Raw genomic sequence first — 26,036 nt, forward strand, 5'->3', positions numbered from 1 at the left:
CACTCCTCGATGGTGTCACGCACGCACGTGCCGACGCAGCGCACCCAACGCATTGGCCGGCCACGGCCGTTCCCCCGTAGCTGACCACGAAGGGGCGGGAATTGGCAACAGCTTGGCAAGAAATTGACAAGCTTGTCAGGGCCTTCCTATGCTCCGGGCCAAAGCACACAGGGGGCTGCCATGCAGATGAACTTCGCCGGTCAGGCGCAGATCCGCCAAGCCATTCACGGGGCGCGCAGCGAGGTGCTGCTGGCCGTGCCGGGGGAGGGGCCGCTGGAGGACCAGGTCGACCTCACGGCCGCGCACGGTCTGACCGGGAGCGCGGGAGTGAGCGTGAAGATGTACGTGCCGGCAGCCGCACGCGGAACCGAGAGGCTGCCGGAGCGCCAGTTGGCGGCCCTGGCGCGGCGGGGGGTGGAGATCCACTCCACGCCCGGCCGCAGCCCGCGCATGGTGATCATCGACCGGTCCGTGGTCGTCCTGGCGCGGAACGAGGAGGACTACAGCGAGGGCGCTCTCATCGGCCACAGCCTGCCCTTCACGCCGATGCTGGTGCACTCGCTGACGGCATTCGCCCCGGCCGGCCCCGAGGACAGGCGCGTGCCCGAAGAAGGGCTGACCGCGCTCGACCGGGAAGTGCTGCGGCAGCTCGCACTCGGCACCAAGGACGAGACCGCCGCCCGCGAGATGGGCCTGGCCCTGCGCACCTACCGGAGGATGGTGGCCCGGCTCATGGACTCGCTCGACGCCCGCAGCCGCTTCCAGGCCGGATACCTGGCGGGTCAGCGCGGCCTGCTCCAGTAGCCCGACGGGACTCGGCGCAGGCGGCGCCCGCCGGTCACAGGATCAGGCCCACCACGAGGAAGCCGCCCACGAGCGCGACCAGCGGGGCGACCGCCGGCTTGCGCCCGCCCCCCTCGCGCCGACCCGGCCACGCGCCGGCCACGGCGGCAGCGACCAGCCACGGACCGCAGAGCAGCGCGACGTGCGCGACCCCCAGCTGCAGGGGCCGGCCGGCCACGACCTGCCCGCCGCCGAAACCGGCGACGACGGCGGCGAAGACGTGGCCCGGCAACTCGCAACGCAGCCGGGGCAGGCCGGGCAGGGCGTCGCCGGCCGCCCACCACACCGCCACCAGCGCGGCGGCGAGGAGGGTGACCGCACCCGCGCACCCCCACGCGCCCCCGCTCATGTCGCCCGCGCCCCACTCCCGGCCCCACTCCCGGTGGCCGGGTCGATGCCCCGCGCGTGCAGCGCGACACACGTACCGCAGCACAGCAGCCCGGCCAGTCGCCGCCGCAGCCTGCGCGCCATCCTGAACGCGCTCACCCGGCCACCTCCGCCGGTTCGCCCTCGGGCTGCCGGGACCGGGCCGCCTCGGCCATCGCCCGCGCGACCTTGCGGTTCGAGGTCATCGTCAGACTGATCAGCGTGCTGGCCGCCAGGAATGCCGCGCCCACCAGGTACGGGGCACGCAGTCCCGCCACGCTCGCGAGCCAGCCGCCCAAGAGTGCACCGACCGGCGCGGCGCCCAACGACATCAGCCGCCCGGCCGCGGCGACCCGGCCCATGAGAGCGTCCGGAACGATCGACTGCCTCACCGTCGCGGACAGCACGATGGTGGCGCCGAGGGCCCCGGCCCGTGCGGCCATGGCGAAGCCCACCAGCCAGGGTCCGTCGGAGAGGCCGATCGTGGCCTGCGCCGCGGTCAGTACGCCCGCGGTGAGGATCAGGGCGCGTCCGGTGCCGAGGCGGTCGCTCAGCCAGCCGCACGCCATGCTGCCCAGGAATCCCCCGACGGCCTCGGAGGTGAGGAGGATGCCGTACCCCGTCGCTCCCAGGTGGAGCTTCTCCTGAGCGAACAGGACGAAGACCGCAGCGCCCGCGCTGAAGGCGAAGTTGCCGAGCGCCGGACGCAGCGACAGTCCGAGCAGCAGCGGGTCCCGCAGCAGGTACACCGCCCCCTCGCGCGCGTCCTTGAGGAGGGAGCGCTTGGGGGCCGGGGGCTTGGGCGGACCCGCCGGGAGGGAGCGGATCACCAGCGAACTGAGGAGGAACGACAGGGCGTCGGTGAGCAGCGGCACCGTGCGGCCCAGGTTGAACAGGGCGGCACCGGCCGGGGGACCGGCGAAGCCGTCGAGTACGTCCATGGTGCCGCGCAGCCGGGCATTGGCCCGCTTCAGCAGAGCGGGGTCGCGGTCCAGGACCTCGGGCAGGAACGCGGAGGCCGCGGTGTCGAAGAGGATCTGGCCGATCCCGAGCAGGAACGCGAGCGCGATCAGCAGCGGCACCCCCAGCCAGCCCGCCGCCGCGCCCGCGACCGCCGCCAGGAGCAGCGTGCCCCGGGCGGCGTCCGTGAGGTACATGGTGCGCCGCCGGTCCCAGCGGTCGACCAGTGCGCCGCCGATCAGGCCGAACAGGAGCCACGGGAGGAGGGCGGCCGCGGTGACGACGGACAGCAGGACGGGATCCTGTGTCAGGGTCGCGGCGAGCAGCGGCAGCGCGGTCAGGTAGACCCCGTCGCCGAAGGAGGACACGCCTGAGGCGAGCCACAGCCGGCGGAACGCCTTGGGCATGGGCGACGTGCTGGGCAAGCTGCACTCCATTCTTGGGGGCTGCGACGGACGGTCGGCCGAGGCCGACCCGCGTCGAGCAGGGATCAGGCGGTGGCCGGTCGGGCGAATGGCAGCAGCCGTACGCCCGTGTCCGCGGAGAAGAGGGTGCCCGGCGCGGGCCGGCCGGCCCGCCCCGGGCCGGGCCTGGACCGGCCGCGGGCGATGATGCGCCAGTCGCCGGTGATGGCGTCGACCACGCCGGGCCCACCAGGCGCACCAGGCCCACCGGGTGCACCGGTCGCGCCGGGCAGTGCGCCGGACGCCGGCCAGGACAGGGAACGCACCAGCTCTTCGGGATCCGGGTCCTCGGCGCGCACCCGTGGATGCACGAGCGTGCCTATGTCGTCTCCCTGTACGGCGCGTACGACGGCGTCCTCGGCGTCCGCCTCGACGATCACCACGGGCACCCCTGCCAGGGTGGCGAGCCAGGCGGCGCGCAGCACGGCGGGCATGCCGCCGCCCGGCCCGGGAACCCCCGCTCCGGCCGGCCGCCCGGCCCCCGGTGCGATGACGGCCACCTCCAGGCGCCGCCGGGCCCGGCCCCCACCGACGGCGCCCCGCTCCGGCGGAGCCGGCGCGTCGGTCAGGAGCAGCAGCCGAAGGGCCCGCAACGAGGCGGCGAGCAACGCGGCGAGCACCTCGTCGCCGTGGGCCGGGACGGCGTCGTTCTCGCTGACGACCGGCACCAGTCCGGCATCGAGCGCGGCCTGCAGGACGGACCGGACACCGCTTCGGTGTTCGGGCCCCGTCACGTCGGCCGCCGTCAGCAGGACGTGGGCCGCCACCAGCCCGCGCGCCTCCAGAGCAGCGCGGAACGCCTCGAACAGGGGCCCCCGCCCGACGGCCGCGGCGATCTGCCGGGCCGGTCCGGCGCCAAGGCCGACGGCCGGCCGGCCCGGACCCGTGGGGCCCCGACCCGTGGCCGCCAGCCGGGCGGCGCCGACCGCATCGGCGCCCGCGCTGACGATGACCGGCTGAATGCCCTGCGCACGCATCCGTACGACGTCATCGGCGAGGGCGGCGAACGCGGCCCCGTCGAGCTCCCCTCCCGGTGCGAGGCAGGAGGTCCCTACGCTGATGACGACACACTCCGGGCCGCTGCCGGGTGACATGGGTTCCCCTCTCTTGCCGGGTGCTCACAGGATGTGCGATGGGCGCCGCCGGACCGGCGGCCGTCCGGGCGGCTACGGGAGGTCCCCGAGGTGCCCGGCTACCACGCGACCGATCTCCGCGAGGGGGCCCTGCGCGGTCATCGCGCCGTGGGCGCAGTCGACCTCGTGGACTTCGATGCCGCCGGTGACGTGGGGCGACCACACGGCCGCCGGATCGTCCACGGTGGCGCCGACCGTGGCCCGGAAGAAGACCATCGAGCCGTCGAACACCCCGGAATCGAAGGTTCCGCGCAGGTTCGACAGGTCCACGAAGACCCGTGCCAGGGCTGCGAACCCCTCCGCGCCCAGTTCCGCCAACGGGCTCCCGGAAGCCGACGGATCGTGACCGATCGAGGCCGACAGCGCCGGCCATACCTCCGGGTCGTCGTAGCCGATGGGCTCGGTACCCGCCGAGGCCGTCCCGGGGAATGCGTCGAGCACGCCGAGGAAGTCGACCTGCTCACCCGCCTCCCTCAGCCGCACCGCCAAGGCGTGCGCCGTGACCCCGCCGAACGACCAGCCGAGCAGCGCGTACGGTCCTTGCGGCTGGACCGAGCGGATCGCCGCGAGGTAGTCGTCCAGGACCTCCTCGAAGGTCCGGGGTCCGCCTTCCGGTTCGCTCAAACCACGTGCCTGGAGCCCGTACACCGGCTGCTCACGGTCCAAGTGGGCCAGCAGCCCGCTGTAGCACCAGCTGAGACCGATGGCCGGGTGGACGGCGAACAGCGGACGCCGCTCACCACCCGTACGCAGCGGCAGGAGCACCCCGAGTGAATCCCCGGAACCCTCCCGGCCCAGCTGGGCGGCCAGCATGGCCACGGTCGGTGCCTCGAACAGGGCCCGGACCGGCAGCTCGCAGTCGAACGCCGTACGGATACGGCTGATCAGCCGGGTCGCCAGCAGCGAGTGGCCGCCCAGTGCGAAGAAGTTGTCGTCGATCCCGATGTCCCGTACCCCGAGTACGTCGGCGAACAAGGCGCACAGGGTGACCTCGGCAGGACTGCGCGGCGGCCGGCCGTCGCTCGTGGGCAGGGCGGGCGCCGGCAGGGCCCGGTAGTCGAGCTTGTTGTTGGGGGTCAACGGCAGCTTGTCCAGAAGCACCACGGCGGCCGGGATCATGTACTCGGGCAGCAGTTGGCGGGCGTGCCGCGTCAAGGCATCGACGTCCACCTCGCCGTCGCCGACCAGGTAGGCCGCCAGCCTCTTGTCACCGGGCCGGTCCTCGCGGGCGACGACCGCGACCTGCCGGATGCCGGGGAACGCGGCCAGGACGGACTCGATCTCCGGCAGTTCGATGCGGAACCCGCGGATCTTCACCTGGTTGTCGGCGCGGCCGACGAAGTCGATCAGACGGTCCGCGGTCCAGCGGACCCGGTCGCCCGTCCGGTACATCCGTGCGCCGGGCGGGCCGTACGGGTCCGCCACGAACCGCTCGGCCGTGAGCCCGGCCCGGTTCAGGTATCCCCGGGCCAGACCGGTGCCGGCCAGGTACAGCTCGCCCGTCACCCCGACGGGAACCGGCGCGAGCGCGTCGTCCAGCACGCGGGCCGACATGCCGTCGAGCGGCCTGCCGATGGGCACCGGAGCCGGCACCTCGGATGCACTGCGCCACGGGGCCGAGGTCGCGAACAACGTCGTCTCCGTCGGACCGTAATTGCTGCGCACCAGCAGGTCGGGGCAGTGTTCCAGGACCCGGCGGACCGCGACCGGCGACACGATGTCACCACCGGTGATCACCACGCGCACCCCGTCGAAGCACTCGGGATACTCCTCGGCCATCACCCGGAAGAGACCCGCCGTCACGTCGACACCGGTGATCCGCTCCTCCTGCATCAGCCGGGCGAGCCGCTCGACCGTGAGGTCCGCCTCCGGCGCGATGATGCTCGTCCCGCCGTGCAACAGCGGGTACCAGAAGGAGTACGTCGACGGATCGAACTCGTACGGGGTGAGCAGCAGTACCCGGTCGTGGTCACCCGGCACGAAGATCGAGTCGTTGACCAGCTCGAAGACGTCCTGGTGGGTGATGGCCACACCCTTGGGCCTGCCCGTCGAGCCCGAGGTGTACATGACGTACGCGAGCTGCTCCCGGTGACCGTTCACGGCCGGGTGGGGCAACGCCGCGGCATCGAGCGGGCCGTCCTCATCGGCGTCCGAGACCAGGACCACCATCCCCGCCCGCGGCAGGCCACGCTCGCGCATGACCTCGTCCGTGAGCAGGACCTGCGCCCCGCACTCCTCCAGGACCGTCTGCATGCGGTCCAAGGGCGAGGCGTGGTGCAGGGGCACGTAGTAGGAACCCGACATGAGAATGCCCGTCAGGGCGACGACGAGGTCCACCGTCCGGCTCATCAATATGGCGACCGGGCGCTCCGGACCGGCGCCCGCGGCGACCAGACGCCGCGCGAGCCGGCCGGCCCGCTCGTTCAACTCCGCGTAGCTCAGGCTCCGGCCGGCGCACCGGACGGCCACCGCGTCCGGGGTGCGCCCTGCCTGCAGGCGGAACGCCTCCTGGAGGGAGGACACCCCGGCGAAGGCGTCCACCGGGTCGGGGCCGGCGCCCTGCCGGATCAGGTGGGCGCGTTCCTCGGCGCCGAGGATGTCGAGGGAGCCGATGGGCAGGTCCGGGTCGGCGGTGGCCGCTTCCAGGACGCGGACCATCCGGTCGAGGAGGGTGCGGACCGTCGGGGCGTCGAACAGGTCGACGGCGAATCCCACGCTCGCGCGCAGGGCCCCGGGCCGGCCCTCCTCCGTGGTGTCCGCGTACAGGGTGAAGTTGAGGTCGAACTTCGCGACGTTCAGTTCGGTGGCCGGCAGTGTCTCCGCCTTGGTACCCGCCAGCGTCAGCTCCGACCCGCCGTCGCTGACCACCTCCAGCATGATCTGGAAGAGGGGGTGGCGGCTGGGGAGGCGGGGCGGGTTGAGGGTTTCGACGATGCGTTCGAAGGGGGTGTCTTGGTGGGCGTAGGCGGTGAGGCTGGTGTTGCGGACTTGGGTGAGGAGTTGGGTGAAGGTGGGGTTGTCGGAGGTGTTGGTGCGGATGACGAGGGTGTTGACGAAGAAGCCGATGAGGTGGTCGAGGGTTTCGTCGGTGCGGCCTGCGGTGGGGGTGCCGATGGGGATGTCGGTTCCGGCGCCGAGTCGGGTGAGGAGGGTGGCGAGTGCTGCGTGCATGACCATGGTGAGGGTCGTGCCGGTGGTGCGGGCGAGTTCGGTGAGCCGGGTGTGGAGGTCGGTGCCGAGTTCGACCTCGAAGGACTCGCCCCGGTGGGAGGAAGCCAGCGGCCTGGGCCGGTCGGTCGGATACTCCAGCTCGACCGGGAGCCCCGCCAAGGCGTCGCTCCAGTACCGCAGCTGGGTCGCGAGCGTCGAGTCGGCCTCCGCCTCGTCGCCGAGGATCTGCTGTTGCCACAGGGTGTAGTCGGCGTATTGGACGGGGAGTGGCGCCCAGGTGGGGGCGTTGCCGTTCAGGCGTGTGGTGTAGGCGTGGTTGAGGTCGTGGGTGAGGGGTGTCATGGAGGCGCCGTCGCCGGCGATGTGGTGCAGGAGCACCATCAGGACGTGTTCGTCTTCGGCGAGGGTGAGGAGGGTGACGCGGATGGGCAGGTCGGCGGAGAGGTCGAAGACGTGCTGGCCGGCGGTCTGCAGTGCTTCGGGGAGGTCTTCGGGGGTGGTGGTGACGCGGTGCAGGGGTATGTGGGTGGGGGGCAGGATCAGTTGGACGGCGCGGCCCTGGTCCTCGCGGAACACGGTCCGCAGGGTTTCGTGACGGGCCACGAGGTCGGTGACGGCCTGCTCCAGCGCTTGGGCGTCGACCCGCCCGGCGATCCGGACGGCGACGGGAAGGTTGTAGGTGGCGCTGGGGCCTTCGAACTGGTCGAGGAACCAGAGCCGTTCCTGCGCGGCGGAGGCGGGGACGAGGTCGGGGCGCGGCTGCGGTGCCAGTTCCGGACGGGCGTCGCCGGAGACTTCGAGGCGGGCCGCGAGTTCGCTGACGGTGGGAGCCTCGAAGACGGTCCGCACCGTCAGTCCCACACCGAGTACGGCACGCGCCCGATTGACGAGCCGGGTGACGAGCAGGGAGTGGCCGCCCAGGTCGAAGAAGCTGTCGTCCACACCGACGGTGTCCACGCCGAGTACGTCGGCGAACAGGCCGCACAGGAGGTGCTCGTGGGGGGTGCGTGCCTCACGTCCGGCCGCTCCGGCGTAGACGGGGGCGGGCAGGGCCCTGCGGTCCAGCTTCCCGTTCGCGGTCCACGGCAGTACGTCCAGGGTGACGAACGCGGCAGGAACGACGGACTCCGGGACCTTGGCGGCCACATGGCGGCGCAACGCGTCGCCGGCGGGCGCGGGCGCGCCGGGCTCCGCCACCACATAGGCGACCAGGCGCTTGTCCCCCGGCCTGTCCTCACGTAGCACCGTCGCCGCCTGCGCGACGCCCGGGTGTCCTTCGATCACCGCGTTGAGTTCGCCCAGCTCGACCCGGATGCCGCGGATCTTCACCTGGTCGTCGGCCCGGCCCAGGTACTCCAGCTCGCCGTCGCCCGTCCACCGGACCACGTCTCCCGTGCGGTACATGCGCTCACCGGGTTCCCCGAAGGGGTGCGCCACGAAGCGTTCCGCCGTCATGTCGGCCCGGTTGAGGTAGCCGTGCGCCAGGCAGACTCCGGTCAGGTAGAGCTCTCCCGCCACACCGACGGGGACGGGCCGCAGCCGCTCGTCGAGCACGTACGTCTGCGCGTTCCAGATCGGGCCGCCCAGCGTCGGCGATTCCGGCCACTGCGCCACCTCGGCCGGCAGCTGCGTACCGCTGACGACATGGCTCTCGGAGGGCCCGTAGTTGTTGTGCAGCACGACACCCGGCCGTGCGGCGTGGAAGTCCCGCACCTGCGGGCTCAGTTGAAGCGCTTCGCCGGCCTGGAGCACGTGCTGCAGGGCGGCCAGCCCCAGGCCCTGTTCGGCCGCGGCCTCGTACACGGCGGCGATGACCAGGTTCGGGGCGTAGAACTCGGTGATCCCTTCCTCGTCGAGCCAGGCCGCGAGGCTGGAGGGGTTGAGCCGGGTCTCCTCGTCCGGCACGCACAGCGTCTTTCCGTACAGCAGGGCCGAAAGGATCTCCTGCTCGGCGACGTCGAAGCCGACGGCACTGAACTGGGCCACTCGCGCACCCGGTGCGGCGGGAACGACCGATGCGTTCCACGCCAGGAGGTTGACCAGCACCCGGCCCGGCAGGACCACGCCCTTGGGGCGGCCCGTGGAGCCCGAGGTGTAGACCACGTATGCGGGAGCCTCCGACGTCAGCGGCGCACGGCGGTCGGCGGTTCCCGGGGCGTGCGGCGGCGCGGCCGCCAACTCCGCGGCCACCGGCGCGGTGTCCAGGGCCAGCGCTCCGGCGGGCAGCGCGGCGGCCTGCGAGGCGACGGTGAGGACGGCCTGGGGCCGGGCATCGGCCAGGACGAAGTCGATGCGCTCCCGCGGGTACGTAGGGTCGATGGGCAGGTAGGCGGCCCCCGCCTTGAGGATCGCCAGGAAGGCGACCGCCAGCCGGGTACCGCGCGGCAGCACCACACCCACCCGGTCGCCGGGGCCGATGCCCCGGGACAGCAGTACCCACGCCAGCCTGTTGGCCTGCTCGTCGAGCTCCGCGTACGTCAGCCGGTCGCCCGAGGCGCAGACCGCGACCGTGCCGGGGGTGCGGGCGGCCTGGGCGGCGAACAGGTCCGGGAGCAGGGCCTCGGACAGGCCGCGGCCGGTGTCGTTCCACCGCGTCAGGACGCGGTCCCGCTCTTCGGACCCGAGGACGTCGAGGGAGTCGATGTGCAGGTCCGGGTCGGCGGTGACGGCTTCCAGGACGCGGACGAGGCGGTCGAGGAGGGTGCGGACCGTCGGCGCGTCGAACAGGTCGACGGCGAACTGGGCGTCCGCGCGCAGTGCGCCCGGCACGCCGTCCGCGGTGACGTCGGCGTGGAAAGCGAGGTGGAGGTCGAACTTCGCCACGTCGAGGTTCGTCCGCAGTGACTGTGCTTGGACGCCGGGCAGGTCCCACTCCGTGGTCGTGCCGTTGGCCACCTGGAGCATGATCTGGAAGAGCGGATGGCGGGCGGCCGAACGCGGGGGATTCAGTACCTCCACGATGCGTTCGAAGGGGGTGTCTTGGTGGGCGTAGGCGGTGAGGCTGGTGTTGCGGACTTGGGTGAGGAGTTGGGTGAAGGTGGGGTTGTCGGAGGTGTTGGTGCGGATGACGAGGGTGTTGACGAAGAAGCCGATGAGGTGGTCGAGGGTTTCGTCGGTGCGGCCTGCGGTGGGGGTGCCGATGGGGATGTCGGTTCCGGCGCCGAGTCGGGTGAGGAGGGTGGCGAGTGCTGCGTGCATGACCATGGTGAGGGTCGTGCCGGTGGTGCGGGCGAGTTCGGTGAGCCGGGTGTGGAGGTCGGTGCCGAGTTCGATTTCGAGGGATTCGCCGCGGTGTGTGGGGGTGGTGGGGCGGCGTCGGTCGGTGGGGTAGGTGAGTTCTTCGGGGAGTCCTTGGAGGGTGTGCTTCCAGTAGGCGCTCTGTTGGGCTGCGGCGGATTCGGGGTCGTTTTCGTCGCCGAGGATCTGTTGTTGCCACAGGGTGTAGTCGGCGTATTGGACGGGGAGTGGCGCCCAGGTGGGGGCGTTGCCGTTGAGTCGGGCTTGGTAGGCGTGGTTGAGGTCGTGGGTGAGGGGTGTCATGGAGGCGCCGTCGCCGGCGATGTGGTGCAGGAGCACCATCAGGACGTGTTCGTCTTCGGCGAGGGTGAGGAGGGTGACGCGGATGGGCAGGTCGGCGGAGAGGTCGAAGACGTGCTGGCCGGCGGTCTGCAGTGCTTCGGGGAGGTCTTCGGGGGTGGTGGTGACGCGGTGCAGGGGTATGTGGGTGGGGGGCAGGATCAGTTGGATGGCGCGGCCCTGGTCCTCGCGGAACACGGTCCGCAGGGTTTCGTGACGGGCCACGACATCCGCCACGGCGTGCTCCAGCGCTCCGGTGTCCAGGGGGCCGGTGATCCGCACGGTGACGGGAAGGTTGTAGGTGGCGCTGGGGCCTTCGAACTGGTCGAGGAACCAGAGCCGTTCCTGCGCGGGGGAGGCGGGGACGAGGTCGGGGCGCGGCTGCGGTGCCAGTTCCGGACGGGCCTGCCCGGCCGCGTCGATGCGGGCCGCCAGCTCGGCGGGGGTGGGCGCTTCGAAGACGGTGCGGACGGCGACCTCACGCCCCAGGGTCAGCCGGATCCGGTTGATCAGCCGGGTGACGAGCAGGGAGTGACCGCCCAGGTCGAAGAAGCCGTCGTCCACACCGACGGTGTCCACGCCGAGTACGTCGGCGAACAGGCCGCACAGGAGGTGCTCGTGGGGGGTGCGTGCCTCACGTCCGGCCGCTCCGGCGTAGACGGGGGCGGGCAGGGCCCTGCGGTCCAGCTTCCCGTTCGCCGTCAACGGCAGCACGTCCAACGTTACGGTGGTGGACGGCACCATGTAGTCGGGCAGAAGAGCGCCGAGGTGGGCGCGCAGGTCGGTGCTGTCCACCCCGCCCGGGTCCTTGGGTACGACGTAGCCGACGAGCCGCTTGTCGCCCGGCTGGTCCTCGCGGATCACGACGGCGGCCTGCGCGACCTGCGGGTGTGAGCCCAGAACGGATTCGATCTCGCCGAGTTCGATGCGGAATCCGCGGAGCTTGACCTGGTGGTCGGCCCGGCCGAGGTATTCCAGGCGGCCCGGCTCCGTCCATCGGACCACGTCCCCGGTGCGGTACATCCGGGCGCCCGGTCCCTCGAAGGGGCAGGCCACGAAGCGCTCGGCGGTCAGGCCGGGGCGGCCGAGGTAGCCGCGGGCGAGGCCGGCGCCGGACACGTACAGCTCGCCCGAGACCCCGGCGGGCACCGGGCGCAGCGTGCTGTCGAGGACGTACATGCCGAGGTCGGGGATGGCCTCGCCGATCACGCTGCCCGGCAGGGTCGCCGCGGAGATCCGGTCCAGCGCCTGGTGGGTGACGTGCACGGTGGTCTCGGTGATGCCGTACATGTTCACCAGCGCGGGCGAGTCGTCGCCGTGGCGTTCGTACCAGTCGGCCAGTCGGCGCAGGTCCAGGGCCTCGCCGCCGAACACGACGGTGCGCAGGGCCAGCCGGTCGCCGGTCGCGGGGTCTTCGGCGTCGGCCTGGACGAGCTGGTAGAACGCGGAAGGGGTCTGGTTGAGGACGGTGACCTGCTCGTCGGCGAGCAGCTTGAGGAACTCGCCGGGTGCGCGGCTGACGGCGTGGGGGACGACGACGAGGCGTCCGCCGTGCAGCAGCGGCCCCCACAGCTCCCAGACGGAGAAGTCGAAGGCGTAGCTGTGGTAGAGGGTCCAGGTGTCGTCGGCGCCGAAGTCGAACCAGTGCCGGGTGGCGGCGAACAGGCGGGTCACGTTCTGGTGCGGGATGACGGCGCCCTTGGGCCGCCCGGTCGAGCCCGAGGTGTAGATGACGTAAGCCGCGTGCTGCGGCGCCACCGCGACCCCGGGGCAGGTGTCGGGGGCGGCGGTGAGCAGCCTGGTGGTGTCCTGCGTGTCCACGAGCAGGGTCGCGGTGTCCGCGGGCAGTCGCTCGATGAGGTCGCTGTGAGTGACCAGGAGGACGGGGCGGGCGTCATCCAGCATGTAGGCGATGCGGTCGGCCGGGTAGTCGGGGTCGACGGGCAGGTAGGCGGCCCCCGACTTGAGGACGGCGAGCAGGGCGACGATGAGCTCGGCGGAGCGAGGCAGGGCGACGGCGATCAGTCGGTCCGGGCCGGCGCCGCGCTCGCTCAGCAGGTGCGCCAGGCGGTTGGCGCGCGCGTCGAGCGCGGCGTACGAGGTGTGCTCGCCCTCGAACACGACGGCCGTGGCGTCCGGGGTGCGGGCGGCCTGGGCGGCGAACAGGTCGTGGAGGACGGCTTCGGGCTCGGTGACCGCAACCGGAGGCGTCAACAGGGCAGCCCGCTCCGCAGGCCCCAGCAGGTCCAGGGAGTCGATGTGCAGGTCCGGGTCGGCGGTGACGGCTTCCAGGACGCGGACGAGGCGGTCGAGGAGGGTGCGGACCGTAGGGGCGTCGAACAGATCCGCCGCGTACCCGACGTGCGCGGTCAGGGCGCCGGGGCGGCCGTCCGCCCCCGTAGCGGCACGGAGGTTGAGGGAGAGGTCGAACTTCGCGCCGTCCAGGTTGGTGGTCACGCCCTGGGCCGTGACGCCGCCCAGGTCCAGATCGGGAGCCGTGTCCGTACCGACCTGGAGCATGATCTGGAAGAGGGGGTGGCGGCTGGGGAGGCGGGGCGGGTTGAGGGTTTCGACGATGCGTTCGAAGGGGGTGTCTTGGTGGGCGTAGGCGGTGAGGCTGGTGTTGCGGACTTGGGTGAGGAGTTGGGTGAAGGTGGGGTTGTCGGAGGTGTTGGTGCGGATGACGAGGGTGTTGACGAAGAAGCCGATGAGGTGGTCGAGGGTTTCGTCGGTGCGGCCTGCGGTGGGGGTGCCGATGGGGATGTCGGTTCCGGCGCCGAGTCGGGTGAGGAGGGTGGCGAGTGCTGCGTGCATGACCATGGTGAGGGTCGTGCCGGTGGTGCGGGCGAGTTCGGTGAGCCGGGTGTGGAGGTCGGTGCCGAGTTCGATTTCGAGGGATTCGCCGCGGTGTGTGGGGGTGGTGGGGCGGCGTCGGTCGGTGGGGTAGGTGAGTTCTTCGGGGAGTCCTTGGAGGGTGTGCTTCCAGTAGGCGCTCTGTTGGGCTGCGGCTGATTCGGGGTCGTTTTCGTCGCCGAGGATCTGCTGTTGCCACAGGGTGTAGTCGGCGTATTGGACGGGGAGTGGCGCCCAGGTGGGGGCGTTGCCGTTGAGGCGGGCTTCGTAGGCGTGGTTGAGGTCGTGGGTGAGGGGTGTCATGGAGGCGCCGTCGCCGGCGATGTGGTGCAGGAGCACCATCAGGACGTGTTCGTCTTCGGCGAGGGTGAGGAGGGTGACGCGGATGGGCAGGTCGGCGGAGAGGTCGAAGACGTGCTGGCCGGCGGTCTGCAGTGCTTCGGGGAGGTCTTCGGGGGTGGTGGTGACGCGGTGCAGGGGGATGTGGGTGGGGGGCAGGATCAGTTGGATGGCGCGGCCCTGGTCCTCGCGGAACACGGTCCGCAGGGTTTCGTGACGGGCCACGAGGTCGGTGACGGCCTGCTCCAGCGCTTGGGCGTCGACCCGCCCGGCGATCCGGAAGCTGACCGGCAGGTTGTACGTGCTCGACTGCTCGAACCGGTCGAGGAACCAGAGCCGTTCCTGCGCGGGAGAGGCGGGCAGCCGGTCTCCGTGTGCGAGGGGGACGAGCGCCGGACGGGCCTGCCCGGCCGCGTCGATGCGGGCCGCCAGCTCGGCGGGGGTGGGCGTTTCGAAGACGGTGCGGACGGCGACCTCACGGCCCAGGGTCAGCCGGATCCGGTTGATCAGCCGGGTGACGAGCAGGGAGTGACCGCCCAGGTCGAAGAAGCTGTCCTCCGCGCCGACGGCCCGGGCGCCCAGGACCTCCGCGAACAGCGCGCACAGGATGTGCTCCGCGGGGGTACGGGGACCGCGGCCCGCGGTGCCGGTGTAGGCAGGGGCGGGCAGGGCCCTGCGGTCCAGCTTGCCGTTGGACGTCAGCGGAAGCACGTCCATCGGGACGTACGCGGCCGGAACCACCGCCTGGGGCACGGCGGCGGCCACGTGCCGGCGCAGCTCCTCGGCGGCCGGCAGCACGGAACCCGGCGCGGCCACCACGTAGGAGACCAGTCGTTTGTCGCCGGGCCGGTCCTCGCGCAGCACGGTGGCGGCCTGGGCCACCGCGGGATGCGCGCAGAGCACTGCGTTGAGTTCGCCCAGCTCGACGCGGACGCCACGGATCTTCACCTGGTCGTCGGCGCGTCCGAGGAAGGCGAGGCTGCCGTCGGCGCGGCGGCGCACCAGGTCGCCGCTGCGGTACATCCGCTCGCCGGCCGGGGCGAACGGGTCGGCGACGAAGCGCTGGGAGGTGAGGTCGGCACGGTTGAGGTAGCCGTGGGCCAGGCCGTCACCCGCGAGGTACAGCTCGCCGGGCACACCGGCGGGCACAGGCCGCAGCAGCTCGTCCAGGACGTACAGCCGGGTGTTCCAGATGCCGTCGCCGAGGGGGGCCGCAGTCGGCCAGTCGGCCGGGTCGGCGGGCAGGGTGGCGCTGGTGACCACGTGGGTCTCGGAGGGGCCGTAGTGGTTGTGCAGCAGCAGACCGGGGCGCGCGGCGTGGAAGTCGCGGACCTGGGGGGTCAGCTGGAGCGCTTCGCCGGCCTGGGCGACGTGCCGCAGGGCGTCCAGTGCCAGGCCCTGCTCGGTGGCGGCCTCGTACACCGCCGCGATCACGAGGTCCGGGGCGAAGAACTCGGTGATGCGCTGCTCGTCCAGCCAGCTCGCGAGGCGGGCCGGATTGAGCCGGGTGTCCTCGTCGGGCACGCACAGCGTCTTGCCGTTCAGGAGGGCCGTGAGGATCTCGTGCTCCGACGCGTCGAAGCTGACGGCGCTGAACTGCGAGACCCGGGAGCCCGGTTCGCAGGGGAAGAGCGAGGCGTTCCAGGCGAGCAGGTTGGACAGGACGCGGGCCGGGAGCACCACCCCCTTCGGCCGTCCGGTGGAGCCCGAGGTGTACACGACGTAGCTGGGGGTCTCGTCGGTCAGCGGGGCGGGCCGGTCGGCGTCCCGGGGGTCGTGGGCGTGGGCCGCGGCCAGCGCGGCGGCGGTGGGCGCGCCGTCCAGGTCGAGCACGTATGCGGGCAGCGAGTCCGCGGGCAGTGAGGCGGCGCCCCCGCCGTCGGTGATGCACACGTCCGGGCGGGCGTCTTCGAGGATGAACCCGATCCGCTCGCGCGGGTACTGCGGGTCGATCGGCAGGTAGGCGGCGCCGGTCTTGAGCACGGCCAGGAAGGCAGTGATCAGCCCCGTGCCGCGGGGCAGTACGACGGCGGCGTAGCTGCCGGGGCCGATCCCCCGGGACAGCAGGTGCCGGGCCAGTCGGTTGGCCCGCTCGTTGAGTTCGGCGTACGAGAGCTCTCCGTCGGGCGCGCTGACGGCGAGCGCGTCGGGCGTACGGCGCACCTGGGCCTCGACCAGGGCGGCGAGCGGTGCTCCGGGCAGCTCGGTGCGCGTCGCGCGCGCGGCTCGCAGGACGGCGTCGCGCTCACCCTCGAGGAACAGGTCGATGTCGCCGAGCGGCTGCTCGGGATCGGTGACGGCACGCGTCAGCAAGGCGGTGAAGCGACCGGCCAGCAGTGCGGCGGTCGCCGGCTCGAACAGGTCGGCCGAGAACTCCAGGCGGCCGGTGACCCCGGCGGCCGAGCCGTCGTGCGCGTAGCGCTCGGTGAAGCCGAAGAGCAGGTCGAACTTGGCGGTGGCGGTCGGCAGTTCCTCGGCGGTGGCGGTGAGCCCGGGCAGGTCGAACGCGTAGCCGTTGGCGTTCTCCAAGGTCAGCATGACCTGGAAGAGGGGGTGGCGCGACAGCGAGCGGACCGGGTTGAGGGCATCCACGACCTGGTCGAAGGGCACGTCCTGGTGCGCGTACGCCGCGAGGTCCTGTTCCCTGACCCGCTGGAGCAAGGTGCGCAGGCTCGGGTTGCCGGAGGTGTCGGTGCGCAGCACCAGCGTGTTGACGAAGAAGCCGATCAGGCTGTCGAGGGCCTCGTCCGTGCGGCCGGCGACGGTGGCGCCGATCGGGACGTCCGTCCCTGCTCCTACCCGGGTCAGCAGGGCCGCCACGGCGGCCTGGAGGGTCATGTGGACGCTGGTCCGCGTGGCGCGGGCAAGGGCGACGATGGCCTGGTGCAGTTCGGCGCCGATCTCCACGGGAACGCTGCCCCCGCGGGTACCGGCGACCGCCGGGCGGGGGAAGTCGGTGGGAAGTTCCAGTTCCTCGGGCGCCCCGTCGAGGGCCTTGCGCCAGAAGTCGAGCTGCTGCTCGGCCAGCGCGGTCGGGCCCTGCTCGGAGCCGAGGAGTTCGCGCTGCCACAGGGTGTAGTCGGCGTACTGGGTGGCGAGCGGCGCCCATCGGGGGGCTTCACCGGCCCGCCGAGCCGTGTAGGCCTCGGCCAGTTCGCGCGTCAGGGGCTGCATGGACCAGCCGTCGGTGCCGATGTGGTTGAGGGTCAGCAGCAGTACGTGTTCGTCGGCGCCCGCGGAGAACAGGCGCGCGCGCAACGGCACGTCCGTGGTCAGGTCGAACGGGACGAGGGCGGCGGCGCGCAGCGCGGCATCGAGGTCCGTCACCTGCTCGACGGGCAGCGCCGGCCGCACCTGCCCGACGGGCAGCACGACCTGGCAGGGCTCCGCGTCGTGCTCCGGGAACACGGTGCGCAGGCTCTCGTGCCGGTCGGTCAGGTCCCCAAGGGCGGCTTCCAGCGCGGCCCGGTCGAGCGGGCCGCGCAGCCGGACGGCTATGGGCAGGACGTACGCCGCCGACCGGCCCTCCAGCCGGCTGTGGAACCACATGCGGTACTGGGCGGGGGAGAGCGGGAGCACGGCGGGCCGGGTGGCCGGTCGCAGTGCCGGGCGGGCGGCGGGGGAGTGGCCCGCCCCGGCCGGTTCGCCGTCTTCGCCCTCTTCGCCGAGTGAGGAGAGGGCGGCGACGTTCGGGTGGTCGAAGACCGATGCCACGGAGAGGTCGGTGCCCAGCGCGGCCCGTATGCGGCTGACCAGCCGGGTCGCGTGGAGCGAGTCCCCGCCCAGCGCGAAGAAGTCGTCGTCGATGCCGACGTGGGGCAGGCCGAGCGTCTGGGCGACCAGGTCGCACAGGACGGCCTCGCGGTCGGTGCGCGGACCGCGCCCGGTGTCGGCAGGGCCGGCGGAGGGAGCGGGCAGCGCCCGGTAGTCGATCTTGTGGTTGGAGGTCAGCGGCAGCCGCTCCAGCGTGACGAACGCCGAGGGGACCAGGTAGGCCGGCAGACGGGCCTCCAGGTGGCTGCGCATGCCGTCGTGGAGGGCTGCGTCATCCGCCGCCGCGGCTCCCTCCGCCACGACGTACGCGACCAGCCGCTTGTCTCCCGCAGCGTCCTCGCGGGCCACGACGACGGCCTGGCGCACTCCCCGGCAGCCGGTCAGTGCCGCCTCCACCTCGCCCGGCTCGACGCGATACCCGCGGATCTTGACCTGGCCGTCGGCGCGGCCGGCGAATTCGAGCCGTCCGTCGCCGTCGTGGCGGGCCAGGTCGCCGGAGCGGTACATCCGGCTGCCCGCGGGACCGAACGGGTCGGCGACGAAACGGTCGGCCGTCAGGTCGGGGCGGCCGGCGTACCCCCGGGCCAGACCGGCACCGGCCAGGTACAGCTCGCCGGTCTCCCCCTCCGCGACCGGGCGCAGCGCGTCGTCCAGGACGTAGGCGCTCATGCCGTCCAGCGGCAGCCCGATCGGTACCTGTGCGGGAACCGACGACGCCCGGGTCCACCGGGACTGGGTGGCGTAGAGCGTGGTCTCGGTGGGACCGTAGGTGCCGCGCACCACAGTGCCGGGGCAGCGCTCCAGCACGGCACGCACTCCGGCGGCGGGGATGACGTCGCCGCCGGTGAGGACCTCGCGCAGGCCCGCGAAGCACTCCGGGCGCTCCTCCGCCATGACCCGGAAGAGGCCGGCCGGGAACTCGGCGGCGGTGACCCGCTCGTCGGCCAGCAGGCGCGCCAGACGGTCGACCGTCAGCTGTGCCTCGGTGGCGATGACGGCCGTCCCGCCGTGCAGCAGCGGGTACCACAGCGCGTACGTCGACGGGTCGAACGCGTACGAGGCGACGAGCAGCACGCGGTCGTGTGCTCCGGGGACCGTGAACATCGAGTCGCCGACGAGGTCGGTGACGTTGCGGTGGGTGACCGCGACACCCTTGGGCGTCCCGGTGGAGCCCGAGGTGTACATCACGTAGGCGAGCTGGTCGGGGCGGATCGCGGGATCCGCCGCCGGCTGCTCCTGATGCGCGTACCCGTCAGGCTGGTCGGCGAGTACGACGACCGGCCCGTGCGGCGTCCGGTCACGCATCGCGGTGTCGGTGAGCAGGACCGCAGCCCCGCTCTCCGCGGCGATCCACGCCATCCGCTCCTGCGGATAGGCGGGATGCAGCGGCAGGTAGTACGCCCCCGTCTTGAGGACGGCGAGGAGGGCGACGACCAGTTCGGCCGTGCGGTCCATCAGGACCAGCACGGGACGCTCCGCCCGGGCGCCTTCGGCGGCCAGCCGGGTCGCCAGCCGGTCCGACCGGTCGTCCAGCTCCCGGTAGGTCAGGCTGCGGCCGGCGCACCGGACGGCCACGGCATCGGGCGTACGCGCCGCCTGCTCCCGGAAGGATGCCGGCACCGAACCCACGATCATCGTCTCTCGCTCCTGTAAAAGATGGTTGTCGCCGTCGCGGCGGCGACGGGCGTACTGAGGGGGATCAGGCGGTGCGGTCCAGCTGGGCCGCCAGGCTGCGCGGTCGCATGTCGGTCCAGGTGGCGTTGATGTGCTCCACGCAGGACGCCCGGTCCGATACGCCGAAGGTCACCGTCCAGCCCTGCGGAACGTCCGCGAACTCGGGCCACAGGGAATGCTGGCCCTCATCGTTGACCAGAACGCGGAATCGGCCGTCGGGGTCGTCGAAAGGATTCGCCACGGTTGAGATCTCCTCGGGATAGTGAAGGGGGGAGGGCGGTCACTTCACGCCGAGCGTGAGGCCGTGCTCGTAGGGCAGTCCGCCGATGGTCTGCACGCCGGTGAAACCGACCTGGCTCAGCCACGCCTCGTAATCCCGCGCCGGGTAGGCCATTCCCTGACCGCTGGCAAGGACGTTGAAGTAGAGGCCGAGGCGGGCGCCGAACACCCCGGTGGTCTCGTCGTCGGAGACGTTGTAGCCGTAGACGAATACCTTTCCGCCCTCGGGAAGGGCGTCGTACGCCTTCTTCATCAGGCCGAGGATCTGGTCCTCGGAGAAGATTTCCAGGACGTGGCTGAAGAGCACAGCGTCGCTGCCGAGGGGGAACTCGTCGTTGAAGATGTCACCGGGGTGGAGTTCGACCCGGTCGGCGAGGACGGCGGTGGCCTTCTCGCCGAGCTTGGAGACGCTCGGCATGTCGAAGACGGTGGAGCTGAGGTCCTGGTGGCGGGCGGCCAGACGGGCGGAGGTGGTCCCGTCACCGCCGCCGATGTCGAGCAGCTTGCGCACCGACTCGAACTCGGGGCGCTCCACGAGCGCGTCGACGGACTGCAGGGTGAACGCGCTCATCGCGCGGTGGAATACCGCCTCCAGCTCCGGATTGCGCGAAAGGCGCTGGTAGAGCGTCGGCTCGTCACCGGGGTAGGCATCGAGGGCGGTGTTCGTGCCGGCCTTGAGCGCCTTGGTCATGTGGGCGAAGGCGGGGTAATAGACCTCCTTCCAGCCCACGATGATGTGACCCCAGCTGTCCTCCGCGTCCGAGGCGAGCAGGTCCTGGGCCACGGCGGAGTTGAAGTAGTTCCCGTTCTCACGGCGCAGCAGGCCGGTCGTGCACACCGCCTGGAGCAGGACGCGCAGCTGGTGCTGCGGCATGTCGGTGAATTCGCGGATGTCCTCGGGGGCGGAACCGGGATTGTCGGCGAGGAAGTGGAAGATCCTCAGCTCGACCGCCGTGGCGACCGCGTTGAACAGAGCCGGCGCATTCACCAGGAACTGAAAACGCTCGAAAACCGGGTCGCCGTGGTGCAAGGTGTCCATTTTGCCTGTCACTTTCCGTTGCGTCTGCCGGACTCCGGCTGGTTGGAGTCCCTGGCCGACGACGAACCTAGCCTCGGGGGCGAGGTGTTGCCGGGGGAGTGGCAAATAATTGCCATCCGTCGTGGAGGGCGTGCGGTCACGCAGTAGCGTTCCGGCGGGAGCGGCCGGAGAGCCGGGATACAGGAAATGAGGGACCTTGCAACTGAACAGCTTTGACGAGTGGTCACCACTGAAGGAGGTGATCGTCGGCTCTGCCAGGAACTACGTGTCGCACGAACGGGAGCTGTCGTTCGACCTCTTCTTCCATGACAACCTGGCCATGGACAACTCGTCCCGCTCCGAGTGGTACTACCCGCGACTGTCCGCGCGCGGGGCCGAGCCGCGCGGGCCGGGTGACGGGCGGGTGCCGATCAAGGAACGCTACGTCGCCGAACTGAACGAGGACCTGGAGGAGCTCGCCGGCGTGCTCCGCTCCCTGTCGGTGAACGTCCTGCGGCCGTCCGACCTGGAGGCGCAGACCAACGAGGTCCGTACGCCCGCCTGGTCGGCGTCGGTCGTACCGCCGCTGAACGTGCGGGACAACACCCTCATCGTCGGCGACGAGATCATCGAAACCCCGCCGATGATCCGCTCACGGTACTTCGAGACGCAGTTCCTCAAGTCCGCCTTCCAGGACTACTTCCGGCAGGGGGCCCGCTGGACGGTCATGCCCCGGCCGATGATGACCGACGCGTCCTTCGACCTGTCGTACGTACGGACCAGCACCGCGGGAGGGCCGACCGAGCCCATCACCGACCCGCAGGCGTCGCCGTACGACGTGGGTCTGGAGATGATGTTCGACGGGGCCCAGTGCCTGCGGCTCGGCCGGGACATCGTGGCCAACATCGCGACGGCCAACCACGCGCTGGCCGTCGACTGGCTGGAGCGCCACCTCGAGGGCCGGTTCCGGATCCACCGGGTGCACCAGCTCAGCGACAGCCACATCGACAGCATGGTGCTCGCGCTGCGGCCCGGGACCCTGCTGGTGCGCTCCAAGGAAGTGGCCGAGAAGCTGCCCGAGCCGCTGCGCAAGTGGGACCTGATCGTGGCGCCCACGCCGGCGGGCGACAACTTCCCCCGCTACGAGGACGACGACCTCATCCTGACCAGCCCCTTCATAGACCTGAACGTCCTCTCCGTCGGGCCGGACACGGTGCTGGTGAACGAGGCGTGCCCCGAGCTGATCCGGCTGCTGGAGTCGCACAAGTTCACCGTCGTGCCCGTCCGGCACCGGCACCGCCGGCTGTTCGGCGGCGGGTTCCACTGCTTCACCCTCGACACCGTGCGCGAGGGCGGGGCCGAGGACTACCTCGGCTGAGGAGGGAACGGAGCAGGGGCGGCGCACCCGCCGGCGGACACGCCGACGAGCCGCCCACCGCCCGGGCGTCCCTCAGCGGGCCTGCCACCGCGGAGCGCGCTTCTCGGCGAAGGCCGCCGGTCCCTCGACTGCGTCCCTGCTGTGCATCCGCCGCTCCTCCCACGGGTAGCGGGTCGCGAACGCCTGCTCCAGCGGCATCGTCGCGGACTTCGTCGCCGCCTCCTTCATCGCCCGGACGGAGAGCGGAGCGCAGCGTACGAGGTCGGCCACCCAGCTTTCGACGCACGCCTCGAAACCGTCGGCGGAGGCGACCTCGTTGACCAGACCGAGTTCGTAGGCCCGGTGGGCATCCATCGGGCGACCCGTGAGGAGGTGTCCCATCGCCGTCTTCCAGGGCAGCTGCCGGGTCAGCCGGAACACCCCTCCGGCACCGGCCATGAGGCCGAGTCTGGCCTCCGGCAACGCGAACGAGGCGTCCTCGCAGGCGATGACGATGTCGCAGGCCAGAGCCAGTTCGAAGCCCCCTCCCAGTGCGTACCCCCGCACGGCGGCGACGACCGGCTTGGCCAGGTCGAACCGTTCGGTCAACCGGGGCCAGCCCGGCTTGCCGCGGCTGCCGAAGGTGGCGGGGGCGGCGGTTCCGGCGCGGTCCCGGCCGGCCAGTTCCTTCAAGTCCTGACCGACGGAAAACGCCCGCTCGCCGGCGCCGGTGAGTACCGCCACCCGCATGTCGTCGTCACCCTCGAAATCGTCCCAGATTTCGGCGAGCTCCTCGTGCATCGACAGGTTCATCGCATTGAGGACCTCGGGCCTGTCGAGCGTGATCCGGGCAACGTGGTCATTCTTCTCGTACCGCACCGCTGAATGTTTTGGCATGGAAGTATTGTAACCTCAGGGAGCAAGTGTGAAATTGACAGCAAATCCGCCGAGGATAACGGGAATCGGGACCGCTGTACCGAAGACTTCCTATACGCAGCAGGAGATGCTCGACGAGTTCGGAATCACCGATCCGCGGGTGCGCTCGATATTCCTCAACAGCGCCATCGAACGGCGCGGTCTGACCCTGCCGCCGCTCCTGCCGGACGGTTCCCGGGCCATGGAGACGCAGGGCGAACTCCTGCAGAAGCACCGGGTCAACGGCCTCGCCATGGGCCGGGAGGCCATCGAGGCGTGCCTCAAGGACGCGGGCGCCTCGCTGGAGGACATCCGCTACCTGTGCTGCACGACGACCACGGGCCTGCTGACACCCGGTTTCTCCGCGCTCCTCATCAAGGAGCTGGGCCTGGACGTGCACACCTCCCGCCTCGACGTGGTGGGCATGGGCTGCAACGCCGGCCTCAACGCCCTGACCGCCGTGGCCTCCTGGGCCAACTCCCACCCGGGTGAGCTCGCGGTGCTGGTGTGCATCGAAGCCTGCTCGGCGGCGTACGTCTTCGACGGCACGATGCGTTCGTCCGTGGTCAACAGCCTCTTCGGCGACGGGTCCGGGGCGGTCGCGGTCATGGCGCCCGCGGTGACCGAGGCGGTCTCGCGGCCCCTCGCGGCCGTGGCACCCGCCGCATCCGTGGTACCCGTCGAAGACGCCGAACCCGCCGAAGATGCCGCACCGGCCGGAGGCTCCGCGCCCGTCGAGCAGGCCGTGCCCGCCGGTTCGGACCCCGCGCTGCTGAGGTTCTCCAGCTGCATCATTCCCGAGGCCGTCGGCGCCATGCGCTACGACTGGGACGACACCCACGGAAAGTTCAGCTTCTATCTCGACCCGGAAGTCCCTTACGTGGTCGGAGCCCATGCGGAGATCGCACTCGACCGGCTCCTTGAGGGGACGGGATTGGGGCGGTCCGACATCGCCCACTGGGTCATCCACTCGGGCGGAAAGAAAGTGATCGACGCGGTCCGGGCCAACCTCGGGCTCAGCCGGCACGACGTACGGCACACGACCGGGGTGCTGCGCGACCACGGAAATGTCTCCAGCGGATCGTTCCTCTTCTCCTACGAACGGCTGCGTGCCGAGGGCGTGACCGCCCCCGGTGAATTCGGTGTCTTTATGACCATGGGGCCGGGATCGACCATCGAAATGGCCCTGGTGTCCTGGTGACGGAAGGAATTACTGCACTCATGAACAGCAATATCGCGGAGATCGACGCGGCCCGCCCCCTGGACGAGCTGACCGCCACCGTCCAGGCCCTCTGCGACGAGGTCGAGTCCTCCCGCACCAAGACCGCCGTCGTGCTGCGGCTCGTCGGCTCCGGCGAGAGGCGGCAGTGGCCCGGGGACGTCAGCGTCTCGGCCGTCAACCGCTGGGAGCGGGCCGTCCGCCGCCTGGAGAAGCTCGACGCGATCACGGTCGCCGTGGCCGCGGAGAGCTGCGCCGGCCCCGCCCTGGACCTGCTCCTCGCCACCGACTTCCGGATCGGCGCCACCGGGCTGCGACTGGTGCTGCCGGTCAACGACGGCCACTTCTGGCCGGGCATGGCGCTGTACCGACTGGTCCGTCACCTGGGCGCGCAGCGGGCCCGGCAGATCGTCATGTGGGGCGCGGACATCCCGCTGGGCCGGGCCGTCGGCCTGGGTCTGATCGACGAGGTCGGTGACGGCATCGAGGAGGCCCTGGCCACCGCGACCGCCCTCACCGGCCGCCTGTCGAACCGCGAGACGGCGCTGCGCCGCCAGTTGATCGCCGAAGCCGTGTCCGCCGAGTACGACGAGGCCCTCGGCCTCCACCTCGCCGCCTGCGACCGTGAACTGCGCCGGCTGCGGGCAGCGGCCGCCGAGTGCCCCGTGGCCACCGACGCGGCGTCGGCCGCGGTCGTCGCGGACACCGCACCGGAGCTCACCGGAGCCGTCGCATGACCACCGCCGTCGCACCCGGGGCGGCACCGCTGTGGTCCGCCCCCGCCCCGCACTTCGGCGGCGTGCTCGCCGACGACGCACGGACCCTCGCGGCGTTCGCCGCCGCCGGGGAGGAACTGCTGGCCGCCCTGCCGGCCAGACCCGGTCGCGACGAGGAGCAGGACGCCCTCGCGCAGAGCGTGTTCACCGCCTGCCGTGCGGCCCGCCGCTCCTTCCTGACCCTGCACACCGAGGCCGTGTACGACGAGCTGACCGGCGGCCGTACCCGCCACGAGCGCCTGGCCGGACTGCTCGACGCGGCGGCCGTCCGCTTCCCCGGGCTGGTGCCCACGGGGGCCCAGATGGCGGCGGAAGGCGCCTGCATCCAGGCCGAGAAGGAGGGCCGGGAGATCGACCAGGCGCTCTTCTGCGCCGCGGTGCTGCGCTCGCGGACCGCGGGGCCGCACCTCATCGACGCCATGCTGCTGCCCACCCCCCGGGCCCTGGAGCTCCTCGACGGGTTCCGCGCCACGGGACGGGCCGAGTTGGAGAGGGTGCTCGTCGAACGGGTCGGCGAGGCGGCCCACGTGACCTTCCGCAACGCCCACTGCCTCAACGCCGAGGACAACACCCTGATCGCCGACCTGGAGACGGCGGTGGACCTGGCGCTGCTCGACGACGGGGTACGGGTCGGCGTCCTGCGCGGCGGCGAGGTGGACCACCCCCGCTACCAGGGCCGCCGGGTGTTCAGCGCCGGCATCAACCTCAAGGACCTGCGCAACGGGGACATCTCGTTCGTGGACTTCCTGCTCGGCCGGGAGCTCGGCTACATCAACAAGATGTACCGCGGTCTGCTGACCGATCCGCAGGCAGAAGCCTGGGCGGAGCGGACCGTCCAGAAGCCCTGGATCGGCGCCGTGGACACCTTCGCGATCGGCGGCGGCATGCAGTTGCTGCTCGTCCTCGACCGCGTCATCGCCGAGGAGGGCGCCTACCTCAGCCTGCCCGCCGCCGAGGAGGGCATCGTGCCGGGCCTCGGCAACCTCCGGCTGAGCCGGCTGACCGGTGCCCGCACCGCCCGCCAGGTCATCCTGGCCGGCCGCCGCATCACCACGGCGGACCCCGACGTCCACCTGGTCTGCGACCAGGTCGTGCCCGCACAGGAGATGGACGCGGCCGTGGAGACCGCCGTACGGGAGCTCAGCGGTCCCGCCGTCGCGGCCAACCGGCGCATGCTGGGGCTCACGGAGGAGCCGCTGGACCTGTACCGCACCTACCTGGCCGAGTTCGCGGTGGTCCAGGCCGCCCGCTCGTACAGCGAGGACGTCCTCGCCAAGGTCGAGCGGCGCTGGCAGCGTTCACGGGCGCGGGGCTGAGCC

General features: G+C 71.7%; 12 protein-coding genes. 5 read left to right on the forward strand and 7 right to left on the reverse strand.

The features are described 5' to 3' along the window. Positions 1–180 precede the first annotated feature (180 nt). Positions 181–804, forward strand: a complete 624-nt coding sequence (locus tag OHA81_RS27345; protein WP_329200182.1) for a hypothetical protein — start codon at positions 181–183, stop codon at positions 802–804. 34 nt (positions 805–838) lie between these two features. On the opposite strand, the gene OHA81_RS27350 is transcribed toward OHA81_RS27345, so the two are convergent. The 6 genes from OHA81_RS27350 to OHA81_RS27375 all read right to left on the reverse strand — a co-directional run bounded on the left by OHA81_RS27350 (position 839) and on the right by OHA81_RS27375 (position 20,471). Then, the gene (locus OHA81_RS27350; RefSeq protein WP_329200184.1) at positions 839–1,192 is read right to left on the reverse strand and encodes a hypothetical protein; all 354 of its coding nucleotides are present in this window, start codon (positions 1,190–1,192) and stop codon (positions 839–841) included. A gap of 133 nt (positions 1,193–1,325) precedes the next feature. Continuing rightward, positions 1,326–2,594: an MFS transporter gene (locus OHA81_RS27355; protein ID WP_329200186.1), complete on the reverse strand. Its 1,269-nt coding sequence runs from the start codon at positions 2,592–2,594 to the stop codon at positions 1,326–1,328. A 65-nt stretch (positions 2,595–2,659) separates the two neighbouring features. Then, the gene (locus OHA81_RS27360) at positions 2,660–3,727 is read right to left on the reverse strand and encodes an amino acid kinase family protein (protein ID WP_329200188.1); all 1,068 of its coding nucleotides are present in this window, start codon (positions 3,725–3,727) and stop codon (positions 2,660–2,662) included. Positions 3,728–3,799: 72 nt separating this feature from the next. After that, entirely contained in the window at positions 3,800–19,099 is a 15,300-nt protein-coding gene (locus tag OHA81_RS27365; RefSeq protein WP_329200190.1) for a non-ribosomal peptide synthetase, read from the reverse strand. A 79-nt stretch (positions 19,100–19,178) separates the two neighbouring features. Beyond that, positions 19,179–19,394 (reverse strand): MbtH family protein, encoded by a 216-nt coding sequence (locus OHA81_RS27370; RefSeq protein WP_329200192.1) that lies wholly within the window; start codon positions 19,392–19,394, stop codon positions 19,179–19,181. A 39-nt stretch (positions 19,395–19,433) separates the two neighbouring features. Next, on the reverse strand, positions 19,434–20,471 hold the full coding sequence (locus tag OHA81_RS27375) for a methyltransferase (protein WP_329200194.1): 1,038 nt from the start codon (positions 20,469–20,471) through the stop codon (positions 19,434–19,436). 196 nt (positions 20,472–20,667) lie between these two features. Between OHA81_RS27375 and OHA81_RS27380 the strand changes: the two genes are divergently transcribed. After that, positions 20,668–21,828, forward strand: coding sequence for a glycine amidinotransferase (locus tag OHA81_RS27380; RefSeq protein WP_329200195.1), 1,161 nt, complete (start codon positions 20,668–20,670; stop codon positions 21,826–21,828). Positions 21,829–21,900: 72 nt separating this feature from the next. Here the strand turns inward: OHA81_RS27380 and dpgD are convergent, their stop codons facing one another. Further along, the gene (gene dpgD, locus OHA81_RS27385; RefSeq protein ID WP_329200197.1) at positions 21,901–22,704 is read right to left on the reverse strand and encodes an enoyl-CoA-hydratase DpgD; all 804 of its coding nucleotides are present in this window, start codon (positions 22,702–22,704) and stop codon (positions 21,901–21,903) included. Positions 22,705–22,732: 28 nt separating this feature from the next. Between dpgD and dpgA the strand changes: the two genes are divergently transcribed. Genes dpgA through dpgC form a run of 3 tightly spaced genes read left to right on the forward strand, consistent with a single transcriptional unit; the run spans position 22,733 to position 26,033 of the window. Beyond that, positions 22,733–23,923: a 3,5-dihydroxyphenylacetyl-CoA synthase DpgA gene (gene dpgA, locus OHA81_RS27390; RefSeq protein ID WP_329200199.1), complete on the forward strand. Its 1,191-nt coding sequence runs from the start codon at positions 22,733–22,735 to the stop codon at positions 23,921–23,923. Positions 23,924–23,943: 20 nt separating this feature from the next. After that, a complete protein-coding gene (dpgB, locus tag OHA81_RS27395; RefSeq protein WP_329200201.1) occupies positions 23,944–24,678 on the forward strand; it encodes an enoyl-CoA-hydratase DpgB in 735 nt (244 codons plus the stop codon). Beyond that, on the forward strand, positions 24,675–26,033 hold the full coding sequence (gene dpgC / locus OHA81_RS27400; protein WP_329200202.1) for a (3,5-dihydroxyphenyl)acetyl-CoA 1,2-dioxygenase DpgC: 1,359 nt from the start codon (positions 24,675–24,677) through the stop codon (positions 26,031–26,033). The genes dpgB and dpgC overlap by 4 nt, the downstream gene beginning before the upstream one ends. The last annotated feature ends 3 nt before the right edge of the window (positions 26,034–26,036 follow it).

Source organism: Streptomyces sp. NBC_00667 (genome assembly GCF_036226825.1).
In the GTDB taxonomy this organism is placed as follows: Bacteria; Actinomycetota; Actinomycetes; order Streptomycetales; family Streptomycetaceae; genus Streptomyces.